23 protein-coding genes and 2 tRNA genes are annotated in these 24,617 nt (G+C 54.8%); 14 read left to right on the forward strand and 11 right to left on the reverse strand.

Annotated elements, in window-relative coordinates:
- Positions 1-36 precede the first annotated feature (36 nt).
- Positions 37-1,143, forward strand: a complete 1,107-nt coding sequence (locus GOX21_RS19105) for a FliM/FliN family flagellar motor C-terminal domain-containing protein (protein WP_170379197.1) — start codon at positions 37-39, stop codon at positions 1,141-1,143.
- Between the two features lies 1 nt (position 1,144).
- Here the strand turns inward: GOX21_RS19105 and GOX21_RS19110 are convergent, their stop codons facing one another.
- Genes GOX21_RS19110 through GOX21_RS19125 form a run of 4 tightly spaced genes read right to left on the reverse strand, consistent with a single transcriptional unit; the run spans position 1,145 to position 3,335 of the window.
- Positions 1,145-1,576, reverse strand: coding sequence for a TIGR01244 family sulfur transferase (locus GOX21_RS19110; RefSeq protein WP_170362573.1), 432 nt, complete (start codon positions 1,574-1,576; stop codon positions 1,145-1,147).
- A gap of 9 nt (positions 1,577-1,585) precedes the next feature.
- A complete protein-coding gene (locus tag GOX21_RS19115) occupies positions 1,586-2,017 on the reverse strand; it encodes a DUF6691 family protein (RefSeq protein ID WP_170379199.1) in 432 nt (143 codons plus the stop codon).
- Positions 2,017-2,439, reverse strand: coding sequence for a YeeE/YedE family protein (locus GOX21_RS19120; RefSeq protein WP_170379201.1), 423 nt, complete (start codon positions 2,437-2,439; stop codon positions 2,017-2,019). Before GOX21_RS19120 ends, GOX21_RS19115 begins: the two co-directional genes overlap by 1 nt.
- Positions 2,440-2,471: 32 nt before the next feature.
- Positions 2,472-3,335: an MBL fold metallo-hydrolase gene (locus tag GOX21_RS19125; protein WP_170379203.1), complete on the reverse strand. Its 864-nt coding sequence runs from the start codon at positions 3,333-3,335 to the stop codon at positions 2,472-2,474.
- 244 nt (positions 3,336-3,579) lie between these two features.
- Between GOX21_RS19125 and GOX21_RS19130 the strand changes: the two genes are divergently transcribed.
- On the forward strand, positions 3,580-3,795 hold the full coding sequence (locus tag GOX21_RS19130) for a hypothetical protein (protein WP_170351325.1): 216 nt from the start codon (positions 3,580-3,582) through the stop codon (positions 3,793-3,795).
- 9 nt (positions 3,796-3,804) lie between these two features.
- On the opposite strand, the gene GOX21_RS19135 is transcribed toward GOX21_RS19130, so the two are convergent.
- On the reverse strand, positions 3,805-4,023 hold the full coding sequence (locus tag GOX21_RS19135; protein WP_170351324.1) for a hypothetical protein: 219 nt from the start codon (positions 4,021-4,023) through the stop codon (positions 3,805-3,807).
- Positions 4,024-4,184: 161 nt separating this feature from the next.
- Here GOX21_RS19135 and GOX21_RS19140 point away from each other — a divergent pair, with 161 nt between their 5' ends.
- Complete coding sequence (locus GOX21_RS19140; RefSeq protein ID WP_058282431.1) at positions 4,185-4,454, forward strand: DUF2312 domain-containing protein; 270 nt, start codon at positions 4,185-4,187, stop codon at positions 4,452-4,454.
- Positions 4,455-4,509: 55 nt separating this feature from the next.
- On the opposite strand, the gene GOX21_RS19145 is transcribed toward GOX21_RS19140, so the two are convergent.
- Positions 4,510-5,379, reverse strand: coding sequence for a hypothetical protein (locus GOX21_RS19145; protein WP_170379205.1), 870 nt, complete (start codon positions 5,377-5,379; stop codon positions 4,510-4,512).
- A 182-nt stretch (positions 5,380-5,561) separates the two neighbouring features.
- Between GOX21_RS19145 and GOX21_RS19150 the strand changes: the two genes are divergently transcribed.
- Positions 5,562-5,637: transfer RNA gene (locus GOX21_RS19150), tRNA-Thr, on the forward strand.
- A gap of 484 nt (positions 5,638-6,121) precedes the next feature.
- Here GOX21_RS19150 and GOX21_RS19155 read toward each other — a convergent pair.
- Positions 6,122-6,676, reverse strand: coding sequence for a TetR/AcrR family transcriptional regulator (locus GOX21_RS19155; RefSeq protein ID WP_170351294.1), 555 nt, complete (start codon positions 6,674-6,676; stop codon positions 6,122-6,124).
- Positions 6,677-6,802: 126 nt separating this feature from the next.
- Here GOX21_RS19155 and gntH point away from each other — a divergent pair, with 126 nt between their 5' ends.
- The 3 genes from gntH (at position 6,803) to GOX21_RS19170 (ending at position 11,234) form a co-directional block, all read left to right on the forward strand.
- Positions 6,803-7,996, forward strand: coding sequence for a guanitoxin biosynthesis MBL fold metallo-hydrolase GntH (gene gntH / locus GOX21_RS19160; protein ID WP_170362196.1), 1,194 nt, complete (start codon positions 6,803-6,805; stop codon positions 7,994-7,996).
- 204 nt (positions 7,997-8,200) lie between these two features.
- On the forward strand, positions 8,201-9,958 hold the full coding sequence (locus tag GOX21_RS19165) for a hypothetical protein (protein WP_170379207.1): 1,758 nt from the start codon (positions 8,201-8,203) through the stop codon (positions 9,956-9,958).
- Positions 9,959-9,977: 19 nt separating this feature from the next.
- Positions 9,978-11,234 carry a HupE/UreJ family protein gene (locus GOX21_RS19170; protein WP_170379209.1) on the forward strand — a complete coding sequence of 419 codons (1,257 nt, stop codon included), beginning with the start codon at positions 9,978-9,980 and terminating at the stop codon, positions 11,232-11,234.
- 816 nt (positions 11,235-12,050) lie between these two features.
- Here the strand turns inward: GOX21_RS19170 and GOX21_RS19175 are convergent.
- Positions 12,051-12,533, reverse strand: a complete 483-nt coding sequence (locus GOX21_RS19175; RefSeq protein WP_170379211.1) for a hypothetical protein — start codon at positions 12,531-12,533, stop codon at positions 12,051-12,053.
- Positions 12,534-12,843: 310 nt separating this feature from the next.
- Here GOX21_RS19175 and GOX21_RS19180 point away from each other — a divergent pair.
- A tRNA-Leu gene (locus GOX21_RS19180) sits at positions 12,844-12,928 on the forward strand.
- A 136-nt stretch (positions 12,929-13,064) separates the two neighbouring features.
- Here GOX21_RS19180 and GOX21_RS19185 read toward each other — a convergent pair.
- Together GOX21_RS19185 and GOX21_RS19190 are read right to left on the reverse strand one after the other, a co-directional pair.
- Positions 13,065-13,583, reverse strand: coding sequence for a hypothetical protein (locus GOX21_RS19185; protein ID WP_170362579.1), 519 nt, complete (start codon positions 13,581-13,583; stop codon positions 13,065-13,067).
- The gene (locus tag GOX21_RS19190; protein WP_170379214.1) at positions 13,555-14,322 is read right to left on the reverse strand and encodes a helix-turn-helix domain-containing protein; all 768 of its coding nucleotides are present in this window, start codon (positions 14,320-14,322) and stop codon (positions 13,555-13,557) included. Before GOX21_RS19190 ends, GOX21_RS19185 begins: the two co-directional genes overlap by 29 nt.
- 603 nt (positions 14,323-14,925) lie before the next feature.
- Here GOX21_RS19190 and GOX21_RS19195 point away from each other — a divergent pair.
- The 5 genes from GOX21_RS19195 (at position 14,926) to GOX21_RS19215 (ending at position 23,236) form a co-directional block, all read left to right on the forward strand.
- The gene (locus tag GOX21_RS19195) at positions 14,926-17,079 is read left to right on the forward strand and encodes a hypothetical protein (RefSeq protein WP_170379216.1); all 2,154 of its coding nucleotides are present in this window, start codon (positions 14,926-14,928) and stop codon (positions 17,077-17,079) included.
- Between the two features lie 125 nt (positions 17,080-17,204).
- On the forward strand, positions 17,205-19,157 hold the full coding sequence (locus GOX21_RS19200) for a type I secretion protein (RefSeq protein WP_170379218.1): 1,953 nt from the start codon (positions 17,205-17,207) through the stop codon (positions 19,155-19,157).
- A 250-nt stretch (positions 19,158-19,407) separates the two neighbouring features.
- Entirely contained in the window at positions 19,408-21,429 is a 2,022-nt protein-coding gene (locus GOX21_RS19205; protein ID WP_437436840.1) for a type I secretion system permease/ATPase, read from the forward strand.
- 12 nt (positions 21,430-21,441) lie between these two features.
- The gene (locus tag GOX21_RS19210; protein WP_170351284.1) at positions 21,442-22,794 is read left to right on the forward strand and encodes an HlyD family type I secretion periplasmic adaptor subunit; all 1,353 of its coding nucleotides are present in this window, start codon (positions 21,442-21,444) and stop codon (positions 22,792-22,794) included.
- Between the two features lie 67 nt (positions 22,795-22,861).
- A complete protein-coding gene (locus GOX21_RS19215) occupies positions 22,862-23,236 on the forward strand; it encodes a rhodanese-like domain-containing protein (protein WP_170379222.1) in 375 nt (124 codons plus the stop codon).
- Between the two features lie 4 nt (positions 23,237-23,240).
- Here the strand turns inward: GOX21_RS19215 and GOX21_RS19220 are convergent, their stop codons facing one another.
- A complete protein-coding gene (locus GOX21_RS19220) occupies positions 23,241-24,041 on the reverse strand; it encodes an alpha/beta fold hydrolase (protein ID WP_254428618.1) in 801 nt (266 codons plus the stop codon).
- Between the two features lie 49 nt (positions 24,042-24,090).
- On the opposite strand from GOX21_RS19220, the gene GOX21_RS19225 reads away from it, so the two are divergent.
- Positions 24,091-24,465 carry a hypothetical protein gene (locus tag GOX21_RS19225; protein ID WP_170379224.1) on the forward strand — a complete coding sequence of 125 codons (375 nt, stop codon included), beginning with the start codon at positions 24,091-24,093 and terminating at the stop codon, positions 24,463-24,465.
- The last annotated feature ends 152 nt before the right edge of the window (positions 24,466-24,617 follow it).

The raw sequence follows: 24,617 nt of genomic DNA on the forward strand, positions 1-24,617 counted from the left end.
GGGAGTCAGACGCGGAAAAACACAGCGGATTCGGGAATGTCGCAAACGGTCAGCGCAGCATTGGCGCGCAAGCTTTCAGCGGGACAGGAAGAGCAGGGCGATAAGCCACGCTCGATCTTGCGGGCGCTGCGGCTGGCTTTTGCACGCGCGGCCGGGGACAATTTGCAACTCCCGCTTGTTGTCATAGGGGCCAAACAATCCAACCGTACGCCGGACATGCTGGCGGGGCCGGTTGGGGAAGATTGGTTGATGCTGCAGTTTATGAACAGCGATGGGATCTCTGCCGCTGTCTGCATGGATCTGGGCGCTGTTTCAGCCATCGTTCAAGTGCAAACGATTGGTGAGGTAATGGCAGGTGATCCTGCGCCACGTGCCTTCACGCACACGGATGGTGCGATGGTTGCCCCGTTGGTCGAGCAGGTCTTGGCACGGTCTGTGGAACTGGTGGATGCGCCCTTGGATCAATCCAGTTTGTTGGGGTATGAATTTTCCACGCGTTTGGCAGATTTGCGCACATTGTCGCTGGCGATGGTTGAAGATACGTATCGGGTGTTTGACCTTACCGTGGAACTGGGCGGTGGCCTACGGCAGGGCCAGATTTCTGTCTTCCTGCCCGATCATCCGGCAGAGCAGGAGGGGGAGGTCAGGCAAGAGGACACAGGTCCAAACCTTGAACAGGCTTCGGGTGTTTTGCGGGCAGAGTTAAACGCGGTGATCTGCCGAATGACCCTGCCGCTGGCGTCGCTGTCTGACCTCGCCGTTGGGGATGTGCTGCCGTTGACGGGATCACGGCTGGATCGGGCGCAGGTATTGACGATCGACCGCGCGCGCGCTGCCGTTGGTCGCTTGGGGCAATGTGGCGGGATGCGCGCCGTGCGCCTGAACGAATGCGCACCGCTTACGGCGTTGACCCAAACTGAAGCCGAGGAGTTTCTGGAGGCTCGGTCGCCTGTGGCATCACATCAGGAACCGGACATGCCCGCACAACCAGAGATGTCGCAGATGCCTGTCCCGTTCGATTCAATCGCACCGGAGGATTTGGAAACGAACCTGAATTTCGCCGACTCAGATCAAATGGTTGCCGAAATTTCGCAGCTGGCCGGGTTGTCGACGCCCACAACTGATCCCAATAATTCTAGCTAGTTTACTCAGTGTCGCCGCGGATCTGCTCAAGGATCGGGCGCAGGTTGTCCAGCGTGTAACCCGCTTTGGTGGTCGCGTTCAGGATGTCGTCCGCACTCATCCGATCGCACTGCCCCAATGCCCACACTACCGAACACCGCGTGCCCGAGGCGCAATAGGCCAGAACCGGTCCGCCGCAGCTTTCGGCCAACTCGCGTTGCAGGGCCACATTTTCAGGGGTCATGGTCTGGTGGGTCAGTTCCAGAACCTCGTATTCCATACCCGCCGCACGCACCGCGTCGCCGATGGCGTCTGATTGCATGTCCGCAGGAACCTCGACATTGGGCCGGTTGCAAATCACTTTGACAAAACCGGCATCGGCGATGGCTGGGACGTCCTCGACCGAAATTTGCGGCGAGACGGCGTAGCGGGGGGTAATCGGGCGAATCTCCATGGCAATTGCTTAGGCCGCGTTGGCGGCTCTGTCCAGTTGCGCACCAAGGGTAGGGGCCGCAACCATGCCCACAATCATGGCGATCAGGAAAACAATTCCGCCAACTCCCCCATAGCCAAGCGAGGCAAGGGCCGGTCCGGGGCACAGCCCAACCAATCCCCAACCCAAGCCAAACAGAACAGAGCCAAAGATCAACTGGCGGTCCAATTCGGGTGCGGCTTTTTGCGGAAACCTCCCTCCGGTCAGTGGGCGGCGGTTGGACGTCAACCGCCATGCGACAAGCATGGGAAGGATCGCCCCAGCCATCACAAAGGCGAGCGTTGGATCCCATTGTCCGAACATATCCAACCAGCCCTGCACTTTGGTTGTGTCGGTCATACCAGAGATCAGCAGGCCGATTCCGAACAACGATCCTGCAAGAAATGAAATGACTACGCGCATCAGATCAGCCCCCAGACATGGCGCAGCAGAGCGACCGTTGCGATCCCAGCCATGATGTAGACGATTGTGGCGACAATGCCCCGCAGGGAAAATCGGGATATTCCGCAAACGCCGTGCCCCGATGTACACCCATTGGCGATGCGTGTGCCCAAGCCCACCAATAGACCGGCGATAATCACGAGGGTGATGTTCCCGGTCAGATGAGTTTGGGCCGCGGGCAAGAGCAGGGGTCGCAGCAACAAGGGCACTCCGATCAATCCCGCAAGAAAAGCCAGCCGTTCAAGTGATCGATCACTGCCGTCGACCAGCCCGCCCAGAATGCCACTGGCCCCCATGATGCGCCCATTGCCCAGTAAATAGAGGGCAGCACTCAGCCCAATCAGAAGACCTCCGCCAAGGCCCCATATCCATTCAGGTTGCATTGTTTGTCCTTTGCGTGACAGCCGCCAATGTTTCAGAGTTTGTTCAGTGGCAGTTTCAGGTAAACGTCGCCATCTTCATCGGCAGGCGGCATCTGCCCTGCACGCATATTCACCTGAAGCGACGGCAGAATCAGGCGGGGCATGGGCAGCGTTGCATCACGGGCGTCGCGCATTTCAACGAACTCTTCGACAGAGCGTCCATGACCAATATGGACATTCAGCGCCTTTTGCTCTCCCACGGTTGTTTCCCAAGCATATTCGTCGCGCCCCGGCGCCATGTAATCATGCCCCACAAAGACGCGCGTCTGATCCGGTAGTGCCAGAATTTTTTGGATCGATTCGTATAGCGTTGCGGACGACCCACCTGGAAAATCACAGCGCGCCGTGCCGAAATCGGGCATGAACAGAGTGTCGCCGACAAACGCGGCATCGCCAATCACATAGGTCAGGCAGGCCGGAGTGTGGCCGGGCGTATGCAGAACATCGCCGCGCATCTGACCAACGTGAAAGCTGTCGCCTTCGCGGAACAGGGCGTCGAACTGACTGCCGTCCCGCTGAAACTCGGTCCCTTCGTTAAAGATTTTACCGAAGGTTTCCTGAATGGTAACGATCTGATCCCCGATCCCGATCTTGCCGCCCAGCTTTTCCTGCAGATAGGGGGCAGCGGATAAGTGGTCGGCGTGCACATGGCTTTCCAGAATCCATTCAACCCGCAGGTTGTTCGCCCGCACGTACTCGATGATCTTATCGGCTGTGTGCGTACCCGTCCGGCCAGAGGCGTGGTCAAAATCCAGAACGCTGTCGATAATCGCGCATGCAAGCCCTTCGGGCTCTTGCGCCAAGTAGGAAACCGTAAAGGTCTCGGGGTCGAAAAACGCTTTTACTTTTGGTGTCATGTGGTCCTCCGCCTATGTCGGTATTTCATATATTAATTACGGAATATATTGCAATCAACACTGCGTGATTTGATGCGGGTCAAAGCAGGGTAGCCTCGTTTCGAGTAAAATTTAATCAAATCGCCCCCGGTCGCAAAAATAGTCCGACGAACAGGCGGTTTTCCGCGCGATTGTGTAGCAATCTAAACGGGTCTTAAAACGGTCACATATATCAGACTAAATGAAGACATTTGGGAGGATAGAAATGTCGTCAGTCAATTTATACTCAGAAGCCGAACAACTTGAAGAAAAGCTCAGCGGAGCGTGCCTTGATACACGTCTGGCATTGCAACCAAGTGTGGCCAAAGTGATTCAACGGATGCGCCAGCAGGGAATGCATGTCCCGTCGCGCCTACGTCGTTTGGATGCAGCCCTGTGCGAAGATGCGATGGAAGCGCGCTTTGATAATCTGCCCGTTTGAATTCAACGGTCAGCCAAAAGAAATCCCGACGATCACCACCATCAGGCCAAGAACCGACAAAAACAGTGATGCCAGGTTCCACGGCAATACACCTTGAACAACTGCGCGCAGTTCCTCGTCCGACAGGCCAGACTTGCGCGCCTTCATCACACGCAGGATACACCAAACCAGGCCGCAGAGCCCGGCAAGCGACAGGGCGGCACCGCCCCAGGTGATGAATTCGAACATGGTTCCCCACATTTGCTTGTCAATTCCACCAGCGCTTAGCGGATCACCACTGCTCACACAAGCCCGGCAGGATTGGGTGCTTGCGGCCCGTGCGGCAGCAATGTATCCGGCGTAGAGCCCGCTGTCACAGCATCAGATATCCACCTCTGGGAGAGACATTTATGGATGACATGACCGAAGATCAGGCCACTGCGAATTATCGTGTTACCGCGGGTGAGCTGCGCCAGTTCATCGAACGCTTTGAACGCCTGGACGCAGAAAAGAAAGACCTTGCGGAACAGCAAAAAGAGGTGATGGCGGAGGCCAAAGCCCGTGGATACGACACCAAGGTCATGCGCAAGGTAATCGCGCTGCGCAAGCGCGACAAGGACGATATTGCCGAAGAAGAGGCGGTGCTTGAGATGTACAAGGAAGCGCTGGGCATGAGCTGAAACAGGGCTGGGTCCGTCTGACGATTCTTGTCATGCGGGTCCCTCACATTCACGATCAGGGTTTTAGAACACGCACGCCCGGTACGGCACCAAGCCGTTCAAGATCCTGTTCGTACAGTTCGGAAAACGCGTCCACGATCTCGGTGGACCAGCCGGGCATGTCCAACTCTTCCTCAATTTTCTCAGGCAGCGCGTGCTCTTCAAAAATCTGAGCCAACTGTTCATGCAGGGCTGACCTGTCTTGCGGCTCAATTTGGTTGCTCAGGGCCAGCACTTTGGTTTGTCCGGCTTCATCCAGCAAAGTCGCCAACAGGTCATATTCATCCACCAGCGTCATGCTATCGTCCAAGCCAGTCAAAGACCGTATAATGTCTCCCCAGATAAACGGGGTGTCCTCATTGCTCCACAATGTGATTTGAACGCTGGGGGCGAGGTCCTGAATGTCTTCGATCATGCCGATCCAGCTAAGGCAGCTCAGGTCAGTGTTTCGAACAATTTCGGCACGCTCACCTTCGGGCAGCGACATCAGGAGTTTGGGGATAAAGCTGCCCGGATTTCTGAGCCCTATGAACAACTCAAGTTGGTGTTCATCAAAGGCTTGCTCCAACAGTGCCATTCTGCGACCGGCTAAAGGATACAACTGCCCTTCCTGCAAGGCATCAGCCGGTTCACCCGCGAATCTTCCACTGGAAAAGATCGCCCGCAGGGTATGTGAATCGTTTGGCAGAATGCTATTGAGGTTTTGGGATAAGTCGACGGCCTCAGTTCCCAACTTTTCAAAAATGGGATTGAAGGTCCAGTTGTATCGTCGCGCGCCAAAAATCTTGACCCCGTTATTTTTCAGGATGCCTGAGTTTTTCTTCAACGAGTTCAGCACGCGGCCTTCATCTGTAAAAGCCGCGCCCGCGTGGATAGCAACCTTCATTTTCGGTTCTTGTCCTTGCTTTCAACTCTTCTAGTCGGGTTACAGCCTGCGGTCGAAACAGTCAAATCCACACCATTCTGCCCGGTTGTTTCTTCGCGTTGCCAAGAAATCCGACATTCACTAAGTTAAGATAAAAATATGGGCTTGCAGTCTCCAACAAGAGAAAGTAATCGACACTCAGCGCCCCTATAGCTCAGCTGGTAGAGCAACTGATTTGTAATCAGTAGGTCCGCGGTTCGAGTCCGTGTGGGGGCACCACAAATCATTTAAAAACAATGACTTACGAGATGCCAATGTACGTAAGATGACGTATGGCTCGAAGCCGTATCTCGGATTCGAGCCGGTGCTCCATCGACTTTGACTTCCGGCCAAAACTAGTGATCAAGCCCGGTAAGGAATGTGCGATCTGTTTTTCGAGACGATAGGCAGTGTCGATTCTACGGGTGTTGCGCTATCACCAGTAGCAACGGCCACGAAGCCGCCATTCGCTGATGCCGCATCGTCATACGTCCACAATGGCAGCAATGCGCAGGAAGCGGACTTTGCAAAGTTGAGTGGTCCACTCTCAACCGAACTATCAGACCCGTCGGCTGCAAGCTCGTTGTCATCTAAAACCGGTGAATTCTGGGCGGCGGTAGCTTTCGAGACCAACGACGGGGTAAATGCTCCAATAGCCCAAATGAACCGATCAGATTGAAATCGGATTTGCAAACGAGGTGGCTATTGGAACCTACTTAGAAGACTACGCTACCAAAACGCGCCAGTGTCGGTCGAGAATACCTTCCCAACCGTCAGAGTTCTTTAACCCGTTGGTTGTTTCACCCATCAGCGTCATTACCATCATACGACCGCGAATTTCAGCGTCTTGAGGCCCGAAACCGGCCTGTTCGAACAACCAGGCTGAAAACTCAAACCGCCGGTCCATAGCACGCTTATAGCTTAATGCAGCGTCCGCATCAGACTTCGCCCAGACCGCAATGGCCCCGTCTGGTCTGGAAGCGTCTTCGCGAATGACCTGTTGCATCAAGAGCCTGATCCGCTCTTTCGCGGGACCTTCAAACTTTATTGCATCCTCAATGATGTGCCCGGTCAAAGCTTCTTCCCAATAGGTTAAAACGGCGTCGAGTAAATCTTTTAAATTCTTGAAGTGCCAATAGAAACTTCCGCTCGTCAACCCCAACCTACGCGCAATAGCGACGACCTTTACGCCTTCTATTCCGCGCTCTCTTAAAACGTCCAGCGTCGCAAGCAACCAATCCTCGCGCGACGCTTTTTCCTTTTTTTCGATTACTGCCATTCCGCTTTCCATAGAGGCCTCTATTGACATAGAGAAGTCTATGGTACTACCGTAGAGATGTCTATGGTTGACTTGAGAATCACGCTTTTGTGAAATGCTTAGCCACGTCTAAAGGGAGGGGGAACTATGAATAGATTACTCATTTCCACGACAAGTGCAGTTTTAGCGCTTGGGCTTGCGGTCAGTGGATCTGCTTTGGCGCAGAATATGCTTCCAAAAGGTCGAACGGCTGCTGCAATCGAAGACGGAACCTATCCGGCGTCCTATTTCCCAAACACTGAAATTCTCGGTGAAAGCGAGATGCGGATCACCGCATTGGGCACGGGGATGCCAAACCAAACAAAAGCGGCCGTTTCCATTTCGTTCCTAGTCGAGTTGGGCAATGGGGATACCTTTCTTTTCGACGTTGGCACCGGATCTACTGGCAACCTTTTTTCATTGCGACCAGATTTCTCAAAGATCGATAAAGTCTTTTTCAGCCATCTGCATGTAGACCATGTCGGTGACTTCATGGGTCTTCACGTTGGAGGCTGGCTCTCTGGCCGCTACACCCCGCTTCGTATTTTCGGTCCGTCCGGATCCGAGGAAGAACTGGGCACCAAGGCATATGTAGACGGTATGTCGAAGGCTTATGCCTGGGACCTAGCGACCAGAACCGGTGCTTTGCCGGATGAGGGTGCGAAACTTGATGTCACCGAATTCGATTACATGCAGGAGAACGAGATCGTTTACCAAGAAAACGATGTCACCATTCGTTCCTGGCCGGCGATCCACAGCCTCGATGGCTCGGTCAGTTATTCCCTTGAATGGAACGGGCTAAAGTACGTCTTTGGCGGAGATACCTACCCGAATAAATGGTATGTCGAGTATGCCAAAGACGCAGACTTAGCGTCTCACGAAGCGTTTTTGCCGCCAGATGCGTTGGCACCCTACTTTGGATGGGACATGAAGCAGGCAACTTATGTCGCCACCCGCGTCCACACCGAACCCGCGGCTTTTGGCAAGGTCATGTCAACGGTCAAGCCTCGCATGGCACTGGGATACCATTCTGTTCTTTCACCAGAAAACTACCAGGCGATTTTGGAAGGCGTTCGTTCGACGTATGACGGGCCGCTGACGCTTGCGCGCGATCTTCAGGTAATCAATGTCACCAAGGATCAGATTGTTGTCCGGGAGGCCAGCGTAGATGACTATGCCCTGCCACCGGCAGTCGGCGACGAATATATCAAGGCGCCTCGCTCGAAGGAAAAAGAGCCATCTGACAAGGTGACTGCTGGCAAGTGGGAAGGATACACCCCGCCGCCGATGCCGGATCAATAACGACATCTTCGCTGCATCCGCGCGGCCAGATCACAGGTCGCGCGGGACAAAAAGGCAAATGTCTTCCCATGCGAATGACGGCTGCATCACAGACGCGTGTCGAGAGCTGTGGAACTCATTGCCCAGGCAAGTGATGGAACGAAAGCACTGCCAATGAACTTGTCACGGAACACAGTAAGCAAACCACCGGGCCGTGTCAGATACATGCTGGCACTTGTAACGGCATTGGTTTTGCCGATTGGGGCGCAAGGAGATGTGACGCCCTACAGCGGTGCGGAAGTCGCCGATAACATAGCCGTCTTACGAATTGAAGACGAAGGCATTCATCTGGATCTGGAAATATACCCTCGGGACTTAACGGCCTTCGCTGCGACTCTGTCATCTGGAGAATGGTTGGAACCACAGCCGGAATTGGTCACATATGACGTTGCATCCGACAAAGGCCTTGAAGATTTCTTGATAGTTCGGGGCGACGGAACTCCGTTGCCATTGCAATTCCTAACTGCGGAGCGACGCAAAAGGATCGACCGCGCATCTCCTCTTGCCGGAATGACCGATCCTATCACCGGCAGCAAAATTCCGGCACCTCCTAATGATCCTGAAGTAATCTACGTTAGAGCATTCTATGACTTTGAGGGCCTGAAACCCGAGAAGTTGATCATCCGCCCTCCGCTGGCCAAAGACGAAAACACTGCGGTATCGATTGGCTTCATGGTCTTTGATCGCGCTGTTCCGGTCACCCGGTTCAGTTTTCTGAACAAGGAGTCGCGATTTACGGTCAACTGGTCGGACCCCTGGTTCACCGCATTTGCCAACGCAAACCTCAACCGCTCAGCCCGAAGCGGGACGACATCCTACTTGTATGTCGCTCCGCGCGAACTCCGCCACGAGGTCCTGATCCGGTCTCGTGATCTTGCGCCCTGGATCGATCAAACCTTGGGTACCGGATCAAATCTGGATCCTGCGTTACAGTCACAGATTCTTGCGGATGCACTGAACGAATTCGCAATCAAGAACCCAGTCGCCATTGAGGGCGAACAGGTAATGCCTTCGAACGTGCGCGGTTCGTTCCTGACGCTCGGGGAACGCGGGTTTCAGGTTGTTGATGGCCCCTCAACGCTTAATGCTGATACGACGTTCATCGGCGTGATATTGTCTTATCCTATTTCAGCTTTACCAGCTGAGGCGTCTGTCACCTGGAGCATGTTCAACAATATGATCCGCGAGGTTCCTGTGACGCTGACGGATGTCGCCGGTCCATTCCTGGATTGGGCGACGCCTGAGAATGCCAAGATCACGTGGGAAAATCACCTGAAACGATATGCCGAGCCTGAGGTTTCTCGGGTGAAGGCTCAAGGTGTTGTGTTTGTGCCTCTGTGGACACTGTTTACCGTTGGCCTTTCAGCTCTAATCGGCCTGATCGCCATACTAACTTCCCAGAAGCACCTGCGGATTGGATTATCCGTGCTTACAATCGGCTGTCTTCTTATCGGATCGGTATTTTGGAATTCTCGATCCATCTCATTGATAAGCCCGACTTCTGATCAAGCCGCAGATCATGTCGCTGCGGATGCTTTTTCCCAGCTCATAGCCAACGTGTATGTTGCAGCCCTCGAAGTGTCGCCAGAAAAACGCAGCGAGGCGCTAGCCCCAATCGTTCTGAATGTTGACCTTGTTGAGGTGTCTGCAGAACTGGAAGCAAGCTTGGGGATTCGGGTACCCGGTGGTGGCCTCGCGCAGATCGCTGAGGTCACGGATGTCGTCATAGTAGACGGTGGATTGAATAGATACGGAGCGTTTGAAGGCGTTGCGCAATGGCGGGTCGACGCGCGCGCGGGCCATTGGGGTCATGATCACCGTCGAAGGGTGGAATACCGCGCAAGGGTCGATTTCCGACCTGAGCGAGGTAGCTGGAAACTTAGAGCAATCACTGTGTTGGAGGCGCGTGCACCGGATGTCTAAGCGGATAAGCAGAGCTTTGTTGGTTTTTGTCACGACCTGCCTGATAGTGTTCGCGGTTGCGAGCCACGCGCATTTTCTACTGAACCTGAACGTTCGGGTATTCCACGTTGAACACACCAGCGACGGGTTGCGTATCCATCTTCGACTGCCCATGCCTTACATTGTCGCGGACAAAACGGGAGCAATTGGGGCAGATGGCCTTCCGTCCGCTGCTCCGTTTACGACAAATGCCCTTGAGGACGGCAATGTCGTGCATTTTGCCGACACCGCTCAACTGGATGCTGACCCGCTCGGGCTCGGTCGAATCGTTGAGGCCGGAACAATTGTCGAAGTGCAAGGTCAGCGCGTAGCAGGAAACGTGGAGTCTGTGGCAATCCATCGGGTGGGCGAAGAACCGGGATTTGCTACTCTGAACGAGGCCCAAAATGCGGTGTTTGAGGGATCAACTCTGTCGCTCGATCTGCCTGTATATGTTGGCGATGTCATCGTCGATGTCGCCGTACGGTATGACCTGAAAACCACCCCGTCTACCTATGCGCTGTCAAACGCTCTGAACCCCGGATTGCCAGACCAGGAAATGACCGCGAACCTCATCCTAGACTACGGCTCCAGCGACCCACTTGTCTTTCGAACGCGGGGTCTGATGGAAGATCCGGTTAAGATTTCAAGGTCGAGTTTCGCAGGAATCGTGACTTTCATTTGGGAGGGTGTGCGCCACATTCTCGAAGGCATCGATCATGTATTGTTTGTTGTTTGCCTTGTCATCGGTGCGCCTGAACTGCGGGCGCTACTCTGGCGTGTCACCGGGTTTACAGTTGGCCACAGCGTAACACTTTCGCTTGGCTTCTTTGGCTATGTTCCATCCGGTGCATGGTTTGTCCCTTTGGTAGAAACAGGTATTGCGCTCTCAATCATCTACGCAGCTGTTCTGGCCATAAAACGAGAAGATTCGGGGCCAAACGCCAACAGAAAGGTTTTCGTAGTGACCGTCCTGATGGGACTGCTTCACGGCCTGGGCTTTAGTTTCGTGCTGCATGAAATCCTGCAAGTGACTTCGCCCAATATTTGGCAGAGCCTATTGGCATTCAACATCGGCGTGGAAGTTGGTCAAGTCGCAATCGTTCTGGTGACGTGGCCGCTCCTAAATTCGATTTCAAAATTTGGCCCAACTCCTGAGTTTACGCTCAGAGTTTCGATAGCTATCGGCTGCGGAGCTGTCGCGAGTTGGTGGACATTCGAGCGTGGGAAAAACTTTCTAGACTTACTTTCAATTTAGCCGGTTACGAACGACAGCTTTGGGCTGCGACCTGCCGACTGCGACTGCAGGAGACAGATAGCCTCGGGATGGCCGGTTTGGGCTCAATTTGACACTTCGCCTTTGCTTTACTTGTGTGCTGGGTGATTGGTCAGCGTATTCGAGTATTGAAAGGTGTCTTTCGTCGTGAAGTGTTCTCCAAATGAGCGTGACATGCACCAGATATAGGCTTGCGGAAAGACCAGTGTTTCTGCTGAAGTCCGGACTAGATGTGATGTATTGAAAGGAGAGTGTTTTCTAAAATTGCTTGATGCTTTTTTGGGGAAATAGAGCGTTACGTCAACTAATAGGGAGACCATCACCTTTCAGGTGAAAAGACGTAAGATGTACGTAACGCGCATAAAATTTTCCTGTAAGTTGTTGATTTTATTGGCGTCAGAATCCGTGTGGGGGGGCACCACGAAACTCATGAAAGTACTTAAATATCAAAGCGTTAGAGCGCAGTCGCTAGATTCGAAGGTGACACAAGAGGTGACGTTATGCCTCTAGTCATCGCTGAACTTGGAGCGATCATGATCTTAGCAAAGCACGTAACGCAGAAGAAAGAGGGTGGTGTTAACCAAGTCCTAAGCGGTCACGGTCGTGAGAACGAGGTGAACCTCTTTTTGGATGTCTGCGTGCAACAGCTGCCATCGACATATTTAATCCGAAATGATCGACCATCGTCGTCCAAGCCAATTTCCAGCAGCTTCTGGCACTGGCCGCCAAGATATTCAGAATAGTTTCTTTTTTGTTGCATCCAGTGACGTTTCGATAGGGGCAGGCGCTATGGGCTGTTCAGCTCAACTCGATGGTATTGCCGAAAAAATAGATGCTGGAAGGTTTCGTTATACTTTGTATGAACTCCACCCATTCTTCTCCGTAAACCTGCTCGAAAGATTCCGGGTAGGCCCAGACTGCATTGTGGTAGGTAAATGTGGTCAGCAAAACACCTAGCGTGCAGGCGCTGGCAAATTCCTTTTGCTTACCTTTGAAAAGCATCGAAACAAACAGACCAGCCATGCTTGCAAGACCAATTCCGACAATGTCTTGCGCGCCGGGTTGCCCACTTCCGGGCACGTTAACCAGCTGAGACTGAAAATAGCGTGTCAGAAAAACTGCAAAGGCACCTAGGAAAAAGGCTCCGATGAAAGAACCTGGGTATGCCAATCGTACCCAGATGCTGTCTGTTTTGCCAGGAGTGGCTTTGCTGGCGGCAACTTCGGCGCGCTGATTGATGCTTGTAACGCGGTCCTGAAAGGACTTTTGTTCTTTCTGCATAATAATACTCAGGGACCTTGATGAATCATCTCAATCAAACACCCTCCGAGTAGCGAAGCTGTAATGAGCGTGCAACCCTGGCGCGTGTGATCCTGTTCTGAGTAGAGCTTGCGCATCATTTTGGGAAATCACATGAGGTTGCGTAGCAAGCGTGTGGGTCGGCAACAATCTGCGTGCTTCTTGGCCCACGCGAGCATTTGCAGCCGGATGTTTGCCGGTTCTCTTGGCGGCAAGCAACTTGCGGCTTTTCAATCACTTTGGTTGGCAGTATGAGTTTCGGAAGTCACCCGCTTTACAGCTTTGGTGGCGCGCGGATGTGGCGAAACTGGTAAACGCAAGGGACTTAAAATCCCTCGCCCTAGGGCTTGCGGGTTCGATCCCCGCCATCCGCACCAATTTTTACTGAAATGAGATGGTGCCAGATTGCCTATGCCCGAGATTACAGCCGGCTTGGCAGGCAATGCGGCGACTGTTCAGTAAGATGGATGGAAGCTGAAGCGGGCTTTTGAGTACGGTTCTAATGATGTGTGATCAGACCGGGAAACCAAGTTGGTTGATCAGGCGCCAGATATCACGGTTTGCATTCGACAATTGCGCTACGATGCTTTCGATTTCCTGAATGGCCTTTTCATCAACCGTGTCTTCACGCCCCAGCTTAATATCGGTCTTTCGGTCCGCAATGCGCATCAAGATGGTCTTGGGGTTCCCGCTGTCGGCATCAAAGGAATAGATGCAATGGTTATACCTGTTCCGAATGGACGACAGTTTGGCCAGCCGTTGCGTGTGGGCCAGGATCGGATCGCGAATTTCGGCAGGGCGGCCTTCCATCTTGGCAAGACGTTCAACCAGATCGATCCGGGCGCGTGTCGTGTTGAGCGTCAAGAAGATGATAACGGCGACGTCCTTGTTGGTGCCGCTCAGCCCGGCAATCAGGTGGATCAACAGGCTTTCTGTGTTGGTCCACATGTAGTTCAGTTTGCCGACCAGCAAGATTAAGCGGTCAAAGCGGGTTTCCAGCGTCTCAGTCAATGGTTTGTCCGTGCGCTTCATCGGACGCCACTTCGAAATAGAACTGTGCTGCCGCGGTCCGGTTGCTTACACCGATCTTACCGGCAACATTGTGCATGTGCAGCTTTACCGTGTGCTCAGTGATGCCGAGGTTCGACGCGATGATCTTGTTGCTTTGCCCTTTCGAGACAAGGTGCAGAACCTGTTTTTCCCGCCGCGTCAGCCGGGAATAGATCGGATTAGGTTTCTTTGGATTTTGCTCTGGCTTTGCGGGTGTTTCACGCAGCAAGCTGGGTTTGTTCTGATTTTGCAGATTTGACACGCAATCAGCCATAAAGCACGGCAGATACAATTCCTCATGCATCAGCAGGCGCAGAATGGATCGCCACACATCCGGTGCAACATTCATGGGAAGATAGCCGACATCCCCGAACTGCCCCCGATCCCAGTTTTCGAACAGAAAACGGGCCGAGTCCTCTTTGCGGTACGCAAAGGCCAAACAACCTGATCCGGTTGCTTCGGTATAGACCTGCGGGCGGGCCAGCAAATCGTCTAACATAATCTGGTCGACAACAACCACTTTGCCAGCCGCGGCAACCGGGGCGCCGGAAGTTTTCAAGTCGGCGATGTCGTCATACCGATGAGCGGCCACACCGAATTCGGATTGAACGCTTCGCAGTGTCTGGTTGGAAAAGAAGAGTTCCTTGCCGATGAAATTGATCGAGAAATCTTCGGTACTAACATCAAGTTGGGCAATATTATCCTGTAACGGATTGCTCATTATTTCCCCCTATAAACCCACGCCACAAAATCGGTGACGAAATCGTAAACAACAATCGGAACACAAATTAACGGCAAATTAGCCGACAGTCCTGAACGACTATACCTGAAAGTCTAATTTTCTTCAATAATTCGTATCGCCCTGCCAATTGGGACTAGAACTATTGATTAGGTTCGCCATGGCCGTTCTCGTAAAAGTAGAGAAAAATTATGGATTTAACCGAGTGGTCGAATTTCCGCCGCATTTTCGTGTATTTGCGCGTTAATTTTGGGTTAATTTTTAAAATTTTAAATTAAATCAGCATCTTACCATATCTAATGCTTTAGGGCAGCTATTCAGACAGCCTTCACGCTGCAACCATGTCCCTGCTTCAATTTGAGAAGCTTGGTTCCTGACGTGTCCGCGATTCGTGAATTTGCACGAATCCTGATTATCGCGGACAGCGCATCGGCTTAGCCGGGAAAGGAAGGTGGTGAACGAATCAACCAAATGAAACCGCTTCATGCGCGTATTGCGCCTGAATGCTTAAAAATTGTTTCAACTGCGCCAGTAGCCGTTTTGTAGATGAATGACGGTCGGGCGCTTAAAAAGTGGAATTTTGAAATGAAAAAGCGCAACCATGAACAACCTGTCAATGATGTTACTGCCATCGGCGAAGTGAACGTCGATGATGCATATGTTTATGTCGATGCAGACGTGGACGTTGAAGAAGCAGAAATTGACGCGAACCATAATGAGCAAGGTCAGGAACAGGGTCAGGAACAGACTGCTGACGCGGACCAGGAACAGGGTCAGGATCAGGGGCAGGAACAGGGTCAGGAACAGTCTGCAGACGCGGACGCGGATCAGGATCAGAAACAGAAGCAAGATCAGGATCAGGACCAGCACCAGTACAATGGTGACAACACCAACGACAACTCCAACTCTGTAAGCATCGACTTTGGTGAGGAAGGTCTCCGCCCCAATGACGATGATCTGGTTGATGTCGATGTGTATGAAGGTGGCTCGGTCGAGGACATCATCACGGTCGGAAACGACTTTAACTATGATCCGGGCGACGACATGAACCTGGATATCTCGTTGGACGGTCAAGGCAACGACATGCTGGCCATCAACAACCAGGTGGCCCACCTGAATGACGATGACCATCTGGGCGCGGCACGTGTGTCGAATGACGGTGGTACCTTCGAACAGCACGGTGATGCCCATGGTGGCGAAGCCAACGCTGCTGAAGGTATTGCATCGCACGCAGACGGCGGTGACTCCGGTGACGGTGGATCAACTGACGGCGGCAATGCAATGTCGTACACCAAAGGCGCATCTGCCTATGCCGGTGGTGGCGAAGCGGGTGATGCTGACGCCGACGCAGATGCCGGAAACGGCGGCGACTCGGGTGATGCAACGACCTTGGGTCTGAACGTTGGTAAAGGCTACGCAAGCGCTGACGGTTCCGGAGACGGTGGCGACAGCGGCGAGGCAAGTGCCGACGCGAGTGCCGACAATCAAGGTGACTCGGACGCGTCGGATGCGGACAGTGACGGTGGTGACGGCGGTAATGCCGGATCGATCGGTCTGGGTCTGGGTGTTGGTCTTTCAGGCGCTGGCAATGACGGCGACTCGACTGGCGGCAACAACGACAGCGACGCCCACGCGCTGGGTGCTGGTCTTGGTGCAAACGACTCGTCGGCGAACGGTTCAGACGGTGGCAACAGTGGCGCCGGCAACTTGGGCCTGGGCCTTGCAGGCAGCCTTGCTGGCAGCGTGGCTGGTAACGACGCAAGCGGCGACGGCGGCAAAGGCGACGGTGGCAATGCCAACGGCGGCGACGGTAGCAACAACGACGCAACTGGCGGTGCGGGCACCGGTGGTGCCGGTGGTGCTGGCAGCCCTGCTGACTTTGAAGAAGCAGCAGGCGGCGGCGGTGCTGGCGGTGCTGGAACCGGCGGCAACGGAAGCAATGAGAACATCACCGGTGGCGGAACTGGCGGTACGGGTACCGGCGGTTCGGGTGACGGTGGTGACCCGGATGCTGACGCTGATGCGACATCGGATGCTCAAGGCGTCGGTAACCAGAATGCGGACTCTGCTGGTGGAGCTGGCGGAACCAACACCTCCGACGGCAGTGCTGACGGTACCGGAACCGGTACTGCGACAGCGGACGGCGTCGGTGGCGGCGGCGGCGCAATCGATCTGGATGCGACCTCTGATGGTAGCGGCACCGGATCGGTAGACGCCGACAACGACGCCGGTAATGGCGCAGCGTCTAGCCTTTGGGCGGTTGCGGACACTGACGGATCCGCTGACGCGATGGCCGACGCAATCTCTGGCTATGGCGGCGCAGGCAGCTCCGACAACGATGCAACGGCTACCGGATACGGTACATCGGACGGTACGTCCACGTCGGGCATCGGTGGCGGCGGCGGTGCTGCACAAGCCATGGGTGGCCAAGGCGGTAATTCGCACGGCTTCGTCGATATTGGTGACACCAAAGGTGGCATGCAGCAAGGCGGCGACGCATCGGGTGCGAACTCGGGCGCAGGTGGTGCCGGTGGCAACGCTGGTGACTGGGGTTCGGGCAACGGTGGCGATGGCATCGTCAACGGTGAGTCGCACGCATCGGCCGCAGCGGTCGTCGATACTTCGGCGTTCAACCAGTCGATCGTCATGGGTGCCAACGTTCTTGGTAACTCGGTCGATACGACCATGGTTGGCGGCAACATGTCGTCCAGCTACTCCAGCGACGACACCGACGTTTAATCGGAAGCAGAGCTCGCTTTGGCGGGCTCTGACCTCTTAAAAACTGCCGGGGGCGCATTATGCGGCCTCGGCCCAACTTAACCTAAACCGGAAATTTCAGGCCGGGGCAGGGAAAGGAAACTAAAATGGCACTCGACAGTATTACGGAACAAATTGCACATTTTGTTGGCACTTTTGAACTTACGACCGAACAGGCCCGTTGGCGTGATTTTTATGAAGAATTTACTGCTCTGCGTAAGAAAGCAGAACTTGAGGGTCTCGAAGATCCGGCCCGCATCAATGTCAAAGCCAATCTTAAAATGGATCCGGGCGATTACGGTCCGGTGCCTTACAAGTTTGGACCCGCACAAGATGATGTCCCCCCACCAACGGAAAATTCTGGTCTGATTGATGGTGCTGATGGGTCACCCGGCCCTGCGGTCGGCCCGGATGCAATCTTGCCCGAAGATGCGCCGGGATTCAGCTCGTTTGTGCAGATGAACATCATTCTGGAGCCCGAATACATCACCGAGCTGATTGGATCAGCGGTCACCTACACGGTGCAGAAAATCCATCTGATCGACAACGATGTCGTGGGCGAAGGTGACTTCCGCGATGTCGAGGCCCTGATGGCGCAAGCCGACGCGCTGCAAAGCGCGGCACTGTCCTTGCATGCCATATCGACCCCATCGATCCACATCCAGGACTATCAGTCCGGTGAGGCTGTCGAACAACTTATCGAACAAATGCAATCGCCCATTAATCTTGAGATTGAAGGCGTAACGGTACATCAGTTTCACGGCGAGGATGCCTCGGGCATTATCGTGAATGGCGAGTATGTCGATGAAGTTCCGGACTTTTTGGAGCTGCTGCCGGAACATCACAAGGATGATTTGGAGGACGAAGACGCCGAGGACGAGTTGGCCGAGGCATTGCCTGCCGAATGGGATCAATCCGAAGACCCCGAATTTGAAGACGGTCATTCGGTGGTCGCGGGTGGCAACTATGCCGTCAACGAAGTCGCGGTATCGGTTGGCTGGGTCGATGCGCCCAACATCGTGGTCGGTGGGCAGGCGATCAACCTGACCGCTGTCAGCCAGGTCGCCGTCGTCTCTGATGTCGACCAAGGTGCGCCGGGTGCGCAAAGCGACACGCATGTTGTCCAGTCTTCAAACATCGCGACCGAAGCCAACGAGGCATCATGGGTGGAACACAATGCCTCGGATAATCCCGATCAGGACCCGATTGTCATGATCGACTGGATTTCCGGTGATCTGCTGGTGACCAATTTCATTGAGCAGCTTATCGACGCCACGGATATTGACCACATCAATACGGAAATCTCAGCTTCGTCCACAGCCTATACGCTGGGCGATAATGATATGGCCAATGTGACCAACATCATTCAGCTGGGCAGCTATTATGATGTGATCATTATTGGCGGCGATATGGTCTCGATCGACGTTGTGAACCAGACCATCGTTTTGTTGGACAATGATGTGATTCACGGCGCAAGCCCGACGGATGCCGAAGACAATCTTGTAATGAACCAGGTATCGTTGACGACCGAAGGGGAAGACACCCACGAAGAGTTAAGCGACAATCTGGCCAGCACGGTATCTTTGCAAGAGGTGGATACCGATGCACTGGAAGACGCGTTGTTGAACGATCCGATGTTTGCCGGAACAGAAGTGGTGCGGGTTCTCAAGATCGAAGGTGACCTGCTGCAGATCAACGTCATTGACCAGGTCACCATGTTGCAGGATGACGACGATGTTTACGTCGAAAACTCAAGCGGAGAAGGGGTTTCCGCGCTAGGTGCGGGCAACGCGCTATTGAATTCGGCCAACGTGACCAAAATGGGAATCGACTCTGTCGTGATGGCGCAAGAGGGCGAATACTCGGATGTGATGTTGCATCAGGCCAGCCTTATCGACAGCCCAGAAGAGGAAAATGCCGAGCTTGTCAACGAAGCGATCGCGATGTTGCTGGAGGATGTAGACGGGCCGGGCAATTCGGAAAACGCCCCAGGCCAGAGCAATCTGACGTCCTCAGAAGCGGCTGCCATCGACGACGGCCTGCAATCTATGCTAGCGTAGTAACCCTGTTTGTTACGAGTGTTTTGAAAGTTTTAACATGTCGATTGTTTTTCCGTCGCGCCCGAGACGATACGCCAGTCCGTTGGATCGTAACGCTGGTGCCGTTTCCAAGCCGCCAAGTGCGAGCAAATCAGATTTGAAACGGAAAAAAGTTCTCGGATTGCGCTTGAGCGAAGATTTACGCGTTAGTAATCCGCCAGACGGTGAACGGGAGGCAGTCGCCAAAAGCGATGCGAGCGCCGGCAAAACCGTGAAAGCTGATCCTGAACATCACGAAGTGAAAGAGGAACCGCACCTGCGCGCTGGACCTTCCCCCCGGCGCAAGCAGCCGCAGCCTGCCGAAGACAATGACCAACAGGGCAGCGGTGATGGGGTGGCCGATGTCGAGGGCCCCGATCCTGAACCCGTCAATAAAACGAGCGACCGTACACCCCCCGCGTCGCGCTCGAGTGGCGGTGATCGCATGGGCACCACTATCGAGGCCAAAGCGAACGAGCCAATGCTGCGCAGTAATTCTGGCGGCGGCGATGGCAAGGGGCCACCCCAAACATTTCACAAGCGAACGCCGCCTGAAGATTTTCAGGCGACGTTGCGCACTTCGTTGCGCGCGATCTATCGCAATCTGGCTTTTGTGCTGGTTCTGACCTGTGCAACGAATGTTCTGATATTGGCGATCCCGATCTATCTGTTCCAGATCAGTGACCGCGTCCTGACTAGCCGGTCGTTGGACACGCTGATCATGTTGACCGCCATTGTCGCCGGGGCAGTGATTTTCCAATCCGCCTTCGATGCGGTGCGGCGGTTCATGCTGATGCGCACCGCGGTTGAGGTGGCAGCCCGTCTGGGTGCCCCGGTTCTCAGCGCTGCGGCGCATGCGTCGCTGCATGGCTCTGGGCGGGAATACCAAACACTGGGTGATTTGCAGCAAGTGCGTAGCTTTTTGGTCTCGGGGACACTGATTTCCTTCCTGGACGTGCCCTTCGCACCATTGTTCATCCTGATGATCTTTTTGGTTCACCCGCAGCTTGGGATGATCGTGATCGTTACGGCGGTTTTGCTGATGACAATTGCATTCATCAACCAGCGTATGACGGCCAAACCCTTTGCCGAAGCCAACAAGGCGCAGTCCATGGCCAACATGCATCTGGATTCGATGTCGCGAAATAGTCAGATCATCAACGCACTGGCAATGATCCCCGAGGCCGTGCGCATCTGGGGACGCGACACCGCACAATCCCTGACATGGCAGGTCCGCGCGCAGGACCGGAATGTGATTTTCGCGGCCATTTCGCGGGCGGTGCGTTTGCTGACGCAGATCGGCATTCTGGGTTGGGGCGCGTTTCTGGCTTTGCAGGGTGAGATCACCGGCGGCATGGTCATTGCGGCCTCAATTATCGCGGGCCGCGCTTTCGCGCCGATCGAGGGTTCGATCGAAGGCTGGAACGGCTTCCTTCTGACACGCGGAGCCTATGGCCGGATCAATCAATTGCTATCCAACTCGGCCCTGCAATTCGAAAAGCTGCGCTTGCCGCGCCCCGAGGGTCGGCTGGACGTGGAACGCCTTCTCTATGTGCCTGGCGGCACCAAGCGTGTTGTGCTGAACGGGATCAGTTTCTCCCTGAACCCGGGTGAAACTCTGGCCATCATCGGCAACTCGGGTGCGGGCAAGACCACGCTGGGCAAAACGCTGGTTGGGTCAATCCTGCCTACATCCGGCAGTGTCCGGCTGGACCTGATGGATATCCGCAACTGGGATCCGCGTCAGTTTGGCGAAAGCATCGGCTATCTTCCGCAGGACGTGCAATTGTTCCCCGGTACGATCAAAGACAATATCGGCCGGATGCGGGACGATGCGACCGACGAACAAATCCACGACGCCGCCGTTCTCGCCGATGTACACAACATGATCGCCACGTTGCCGCAAGGCTATGAAACCGTGGTGGCTGCGGATGGGTCACCCTTGTCAGGTGGTCAGAAACAGCGCATCGCGCTGGCGCGGGCCTTCTTTGGCAATCCGCGCATGGTGGTTTTGGACGAGCCGAACTCGAACCTGGACGTTGCTGGCGACAGGGCACTTGCGCGGGCCATCGAACAGGCACGGGAAAGCAAGATTACCGTCGTAGTGATCACGCAGAAACCAACGCTGCTGAACGTGGTCGACAAGATCATGCTGCTGACGGATGGCCGTGTGGCGCTGTTTGGTCATCGCGAACAGGTTCTGCAACAACTGAACGGGCCGCGTAATAATCAGCCCGGCATTCAAAACAAATAAGGGGGGTGCGACATGAATGAACTGGTACCCGTGAACAACGATCCCAATGATCCGACCGTCTGGTATGCCGAAGTTCCACGCTCGATCAATCGTCTGGTTGTAATTGGGCTTACCATGCTGGTTGTTTGTTTTGGCGGTTTTGGCGTCTGGTCGTTCAGTGCACCGCTGGCCGCTGCTGTGATTGCACAAGGTAGTTTTGTCGCGACAGGTCGCAACAAGATTGTGCAGCACCTTGAAGGCGGTATCATCGAGGAAATCCAGGTTGTTGAAGGCCAGGCCATCAAAGCCGGGCAAGTAATGATGACGCTGGACCAGACCTCGGCCGAAGCCAATGAGCGTGAATTGTTCATCCGTAAAATCCGCCTGCAGGCCATGTCAGATCGTCTGAATGCCGAGTACAATGAACTGCAGCGGCTAGAGTTCTCGCCTGACCTTATTGCCAATTCAGAAGATACAGAAGTTCTGTCCATTCTCGATGGGCAAAAGATCACTTTTGATCTGTCCCGCAAGACGCTGTTGAACGACATCGCTCTGCTCGAACGCAACATGGAAGCTCTGAGAATTCGCTCCAGCGGGTTCAATGCACAGTTGGACAGCATGGTGCGGCGCTCGGAAATCCTGCAGGAAGAACTCGAAACCAAGCAGGCGCTGTTCGAAAAAGGCCTGGTGCGCAAAGGTGAGCTGAACACGATCCGTCGGGTTCAGGCCGAAGCGGAAGGGCAACAAGCACGGCTGCAGGCCGAAGCGGCTGAGATCAGCCAGATGCTGTTGAAATACGAAGAACAGATTACCCGCACCCGTGCTGCCTATCGTGAGGCCGCGCTGGATGAGTTGGGCGTGATCGAAGCCGATCTGGAAAGTGTCCGTGAAAAAGCTCGCCAGGCCCGCAGCGTTCTGGACCGCGCCGTTGTGCGGGCTCCGGTATCCGGCACAGTGGTGCGACTGCACTATCATACGCCGGGTGGTGTGATCGAAACCGGTGAACCCATTGCCGAGATTCTACCCGCAGACGCTCCGCTGATCATCGAAGCACAGATTCCGCGCACCGAGATCGACAGTGTCGTGACAGGGCAGGACGCCACCGTGCGTCTGGTCGCCCTGAATCAGAGGACAACACCGGTGCTGCAAGGGCAGGTGTTCTATCTTTCTGCGGACTCGGTGATCGAGGATTCAACTGGAGCCCCGCAAGAGGTCTATCTGGCCCGCATTTCACTGGAACCAGAAGAGATTGAACGCGTGCGCGGCTTTATCCCAACACCGGGTATGCCCGCCGAGATCATGATCCAGACCGAAGAGCGGACCTTTGCGGCCTATATCGCGAAACCTGTGACGGACAGCATGTCGCGCGCATTCCGCGAACAATAACAGGGGCGGTCTACACCTTCCATTTTTCGCATGTTAGCCTTCGGTGATATTCACCGGAGGATTACTGATGCCATTGACAGTAAAAGCCATGATGGAGGCCGCAAATGCGGTCGTCGAACGTGTAGACACCGATTTTGCCCAACAGGTCATGGAACAGGGCGGGTTGCTTCTGGATGTGCGCGATGCCGTCGAATTGCAGCAGACGGGCCGGGCCAATGGCGCTCATCACATTCCGCGCAGCATGTTGGAATTTCGCGCCGATGAAAGCTTGCAATCTCACGACCCCGAGCTTCGGAAAGACCGCCCTATCGTTCTTTATTGCGCCGCTGGTGGCCGCGCTGCTTTGGCCGGTAAGCTGCTGAAAGACATGGGATATGAGCAGGTCTACAATCTTGGCGGATTGCCCGATTGGATTAATGGTGGGGGTGAGGTGTCGTCCTAAAGGATCAGGCGTTCAGAAACGCCCTTACGGCGGCTTCGAATTCGCGCGGTTTTTCGGCGTGCAGCCAGTGGCCTGCACCGGGGATTTTGGCAAACCTGGCGGCCGGGAATAGCGTGCGGATCAGGTCACGGTGTTCAGGCAGGACATAGTCAGAATCGCCGCCCGAAAGAAACAGGGTCGGACCATCCCAGGTTGCGTCCAGCTGCGGAAAACCCATGATTTTGGGCATCTCGGCGGCCAGAACATCCAGGTTCAGTAGCCAGCGTTGCCCCTGAACATCCAGCGACTGCGTGAAAAAGCTTTGAAGCGCTTTTTCTACACCCAGTTCGGCCAACTGCTCTGACGCGTCCGAGCGCCGCTCGACCTTCGTCAGGTCGACGGCGCGCATCGCCTCGATGAACTGGATCTGGCTATGAGAGTAGGTGACTGGCGCAATGTCGGCGACCACCAGTTTGCGTAGCAGTTCGCCGTGTTGCAGCGCCAGCGTCATCGCCGCCTTGCCGCCCATCGAATGGCCCACCACGTCGGCTTCGCCACCATAGTGCGCAATCACTTCGGCCAGATCATTGGCAAGGTCGCCATAGCTGTGCTGCTCGGTCCACATGCTGTACGCGTGGTTGCGCATATCGACGGCCACGACCTGCCGCTCATCGGCCAGCCGTCTGGCAATTACGCCCCAGTTCCGGGCCGAGCCGTACAGCCCATGCGCAATCAGCAAAGGGGGGGTCGTGGTCGGTTCACCATGTATGATCGTGTTCAGCATGAAGTCGTGATACCCGCAGTGAATAGAAACGACCAGCCCCATTGTCGCCTTCGCAAGAGGCGGCTAGATTGGCGGGCTTGGAGGCCTCGTCATGTCGGAAAATACAGATATCCAAACCCAGATCGCGCAGACGGTTCAGTTGCTGCGCAAAAAGTTGGGGGTGCGGGACAAGACGCTGACGGCTTCGATCCGCAAGGCCAAGCGACAACTGCCCCGGCGGATTTACAAACAGGCCTTGCTGTTGGCCAGTGCCGAGCCAATGGCCGCCCATCCAAAGCTGCGGTTGGTTCTGGACACCCCGAAACTTGCGCGTGCGTCAGAAGAGGTTCAGGCGCATCTCAGCGGTATCAATCGCGCCGACCGACGGCTGGGCTGGTTCCTGGGGATGCTGGGGGGACTGGCGTTCAACCTGATCGCTTTAACGATTCTGTTGCTTGTCTTCTTGTGGTGGCAGGGTTTTATCTGATCCGTATGAAAAACGGCGCCTCAAAGGCGCCGTTCAAGTCTTTGATTTTCGACCTGATTACAGGTTCGGATAGAGAGGGAAGCGCGCGCAGAGGTCTGCGACCTCGGCTTTGACCTTGGCTTCGACGGCGCTGTTGCCGTCTTCGCCATTGG

Origin of the sequence: Ruegeria atlantica (assembly GCF_013032005.1) — a bacterium.
GTDB lineage: Bacteria > Pseudomonadota > Alphaproteobacteria > Rhodobacterales > Rhodobacteraceae > Ruegeria > Ruegeria atlantica_A.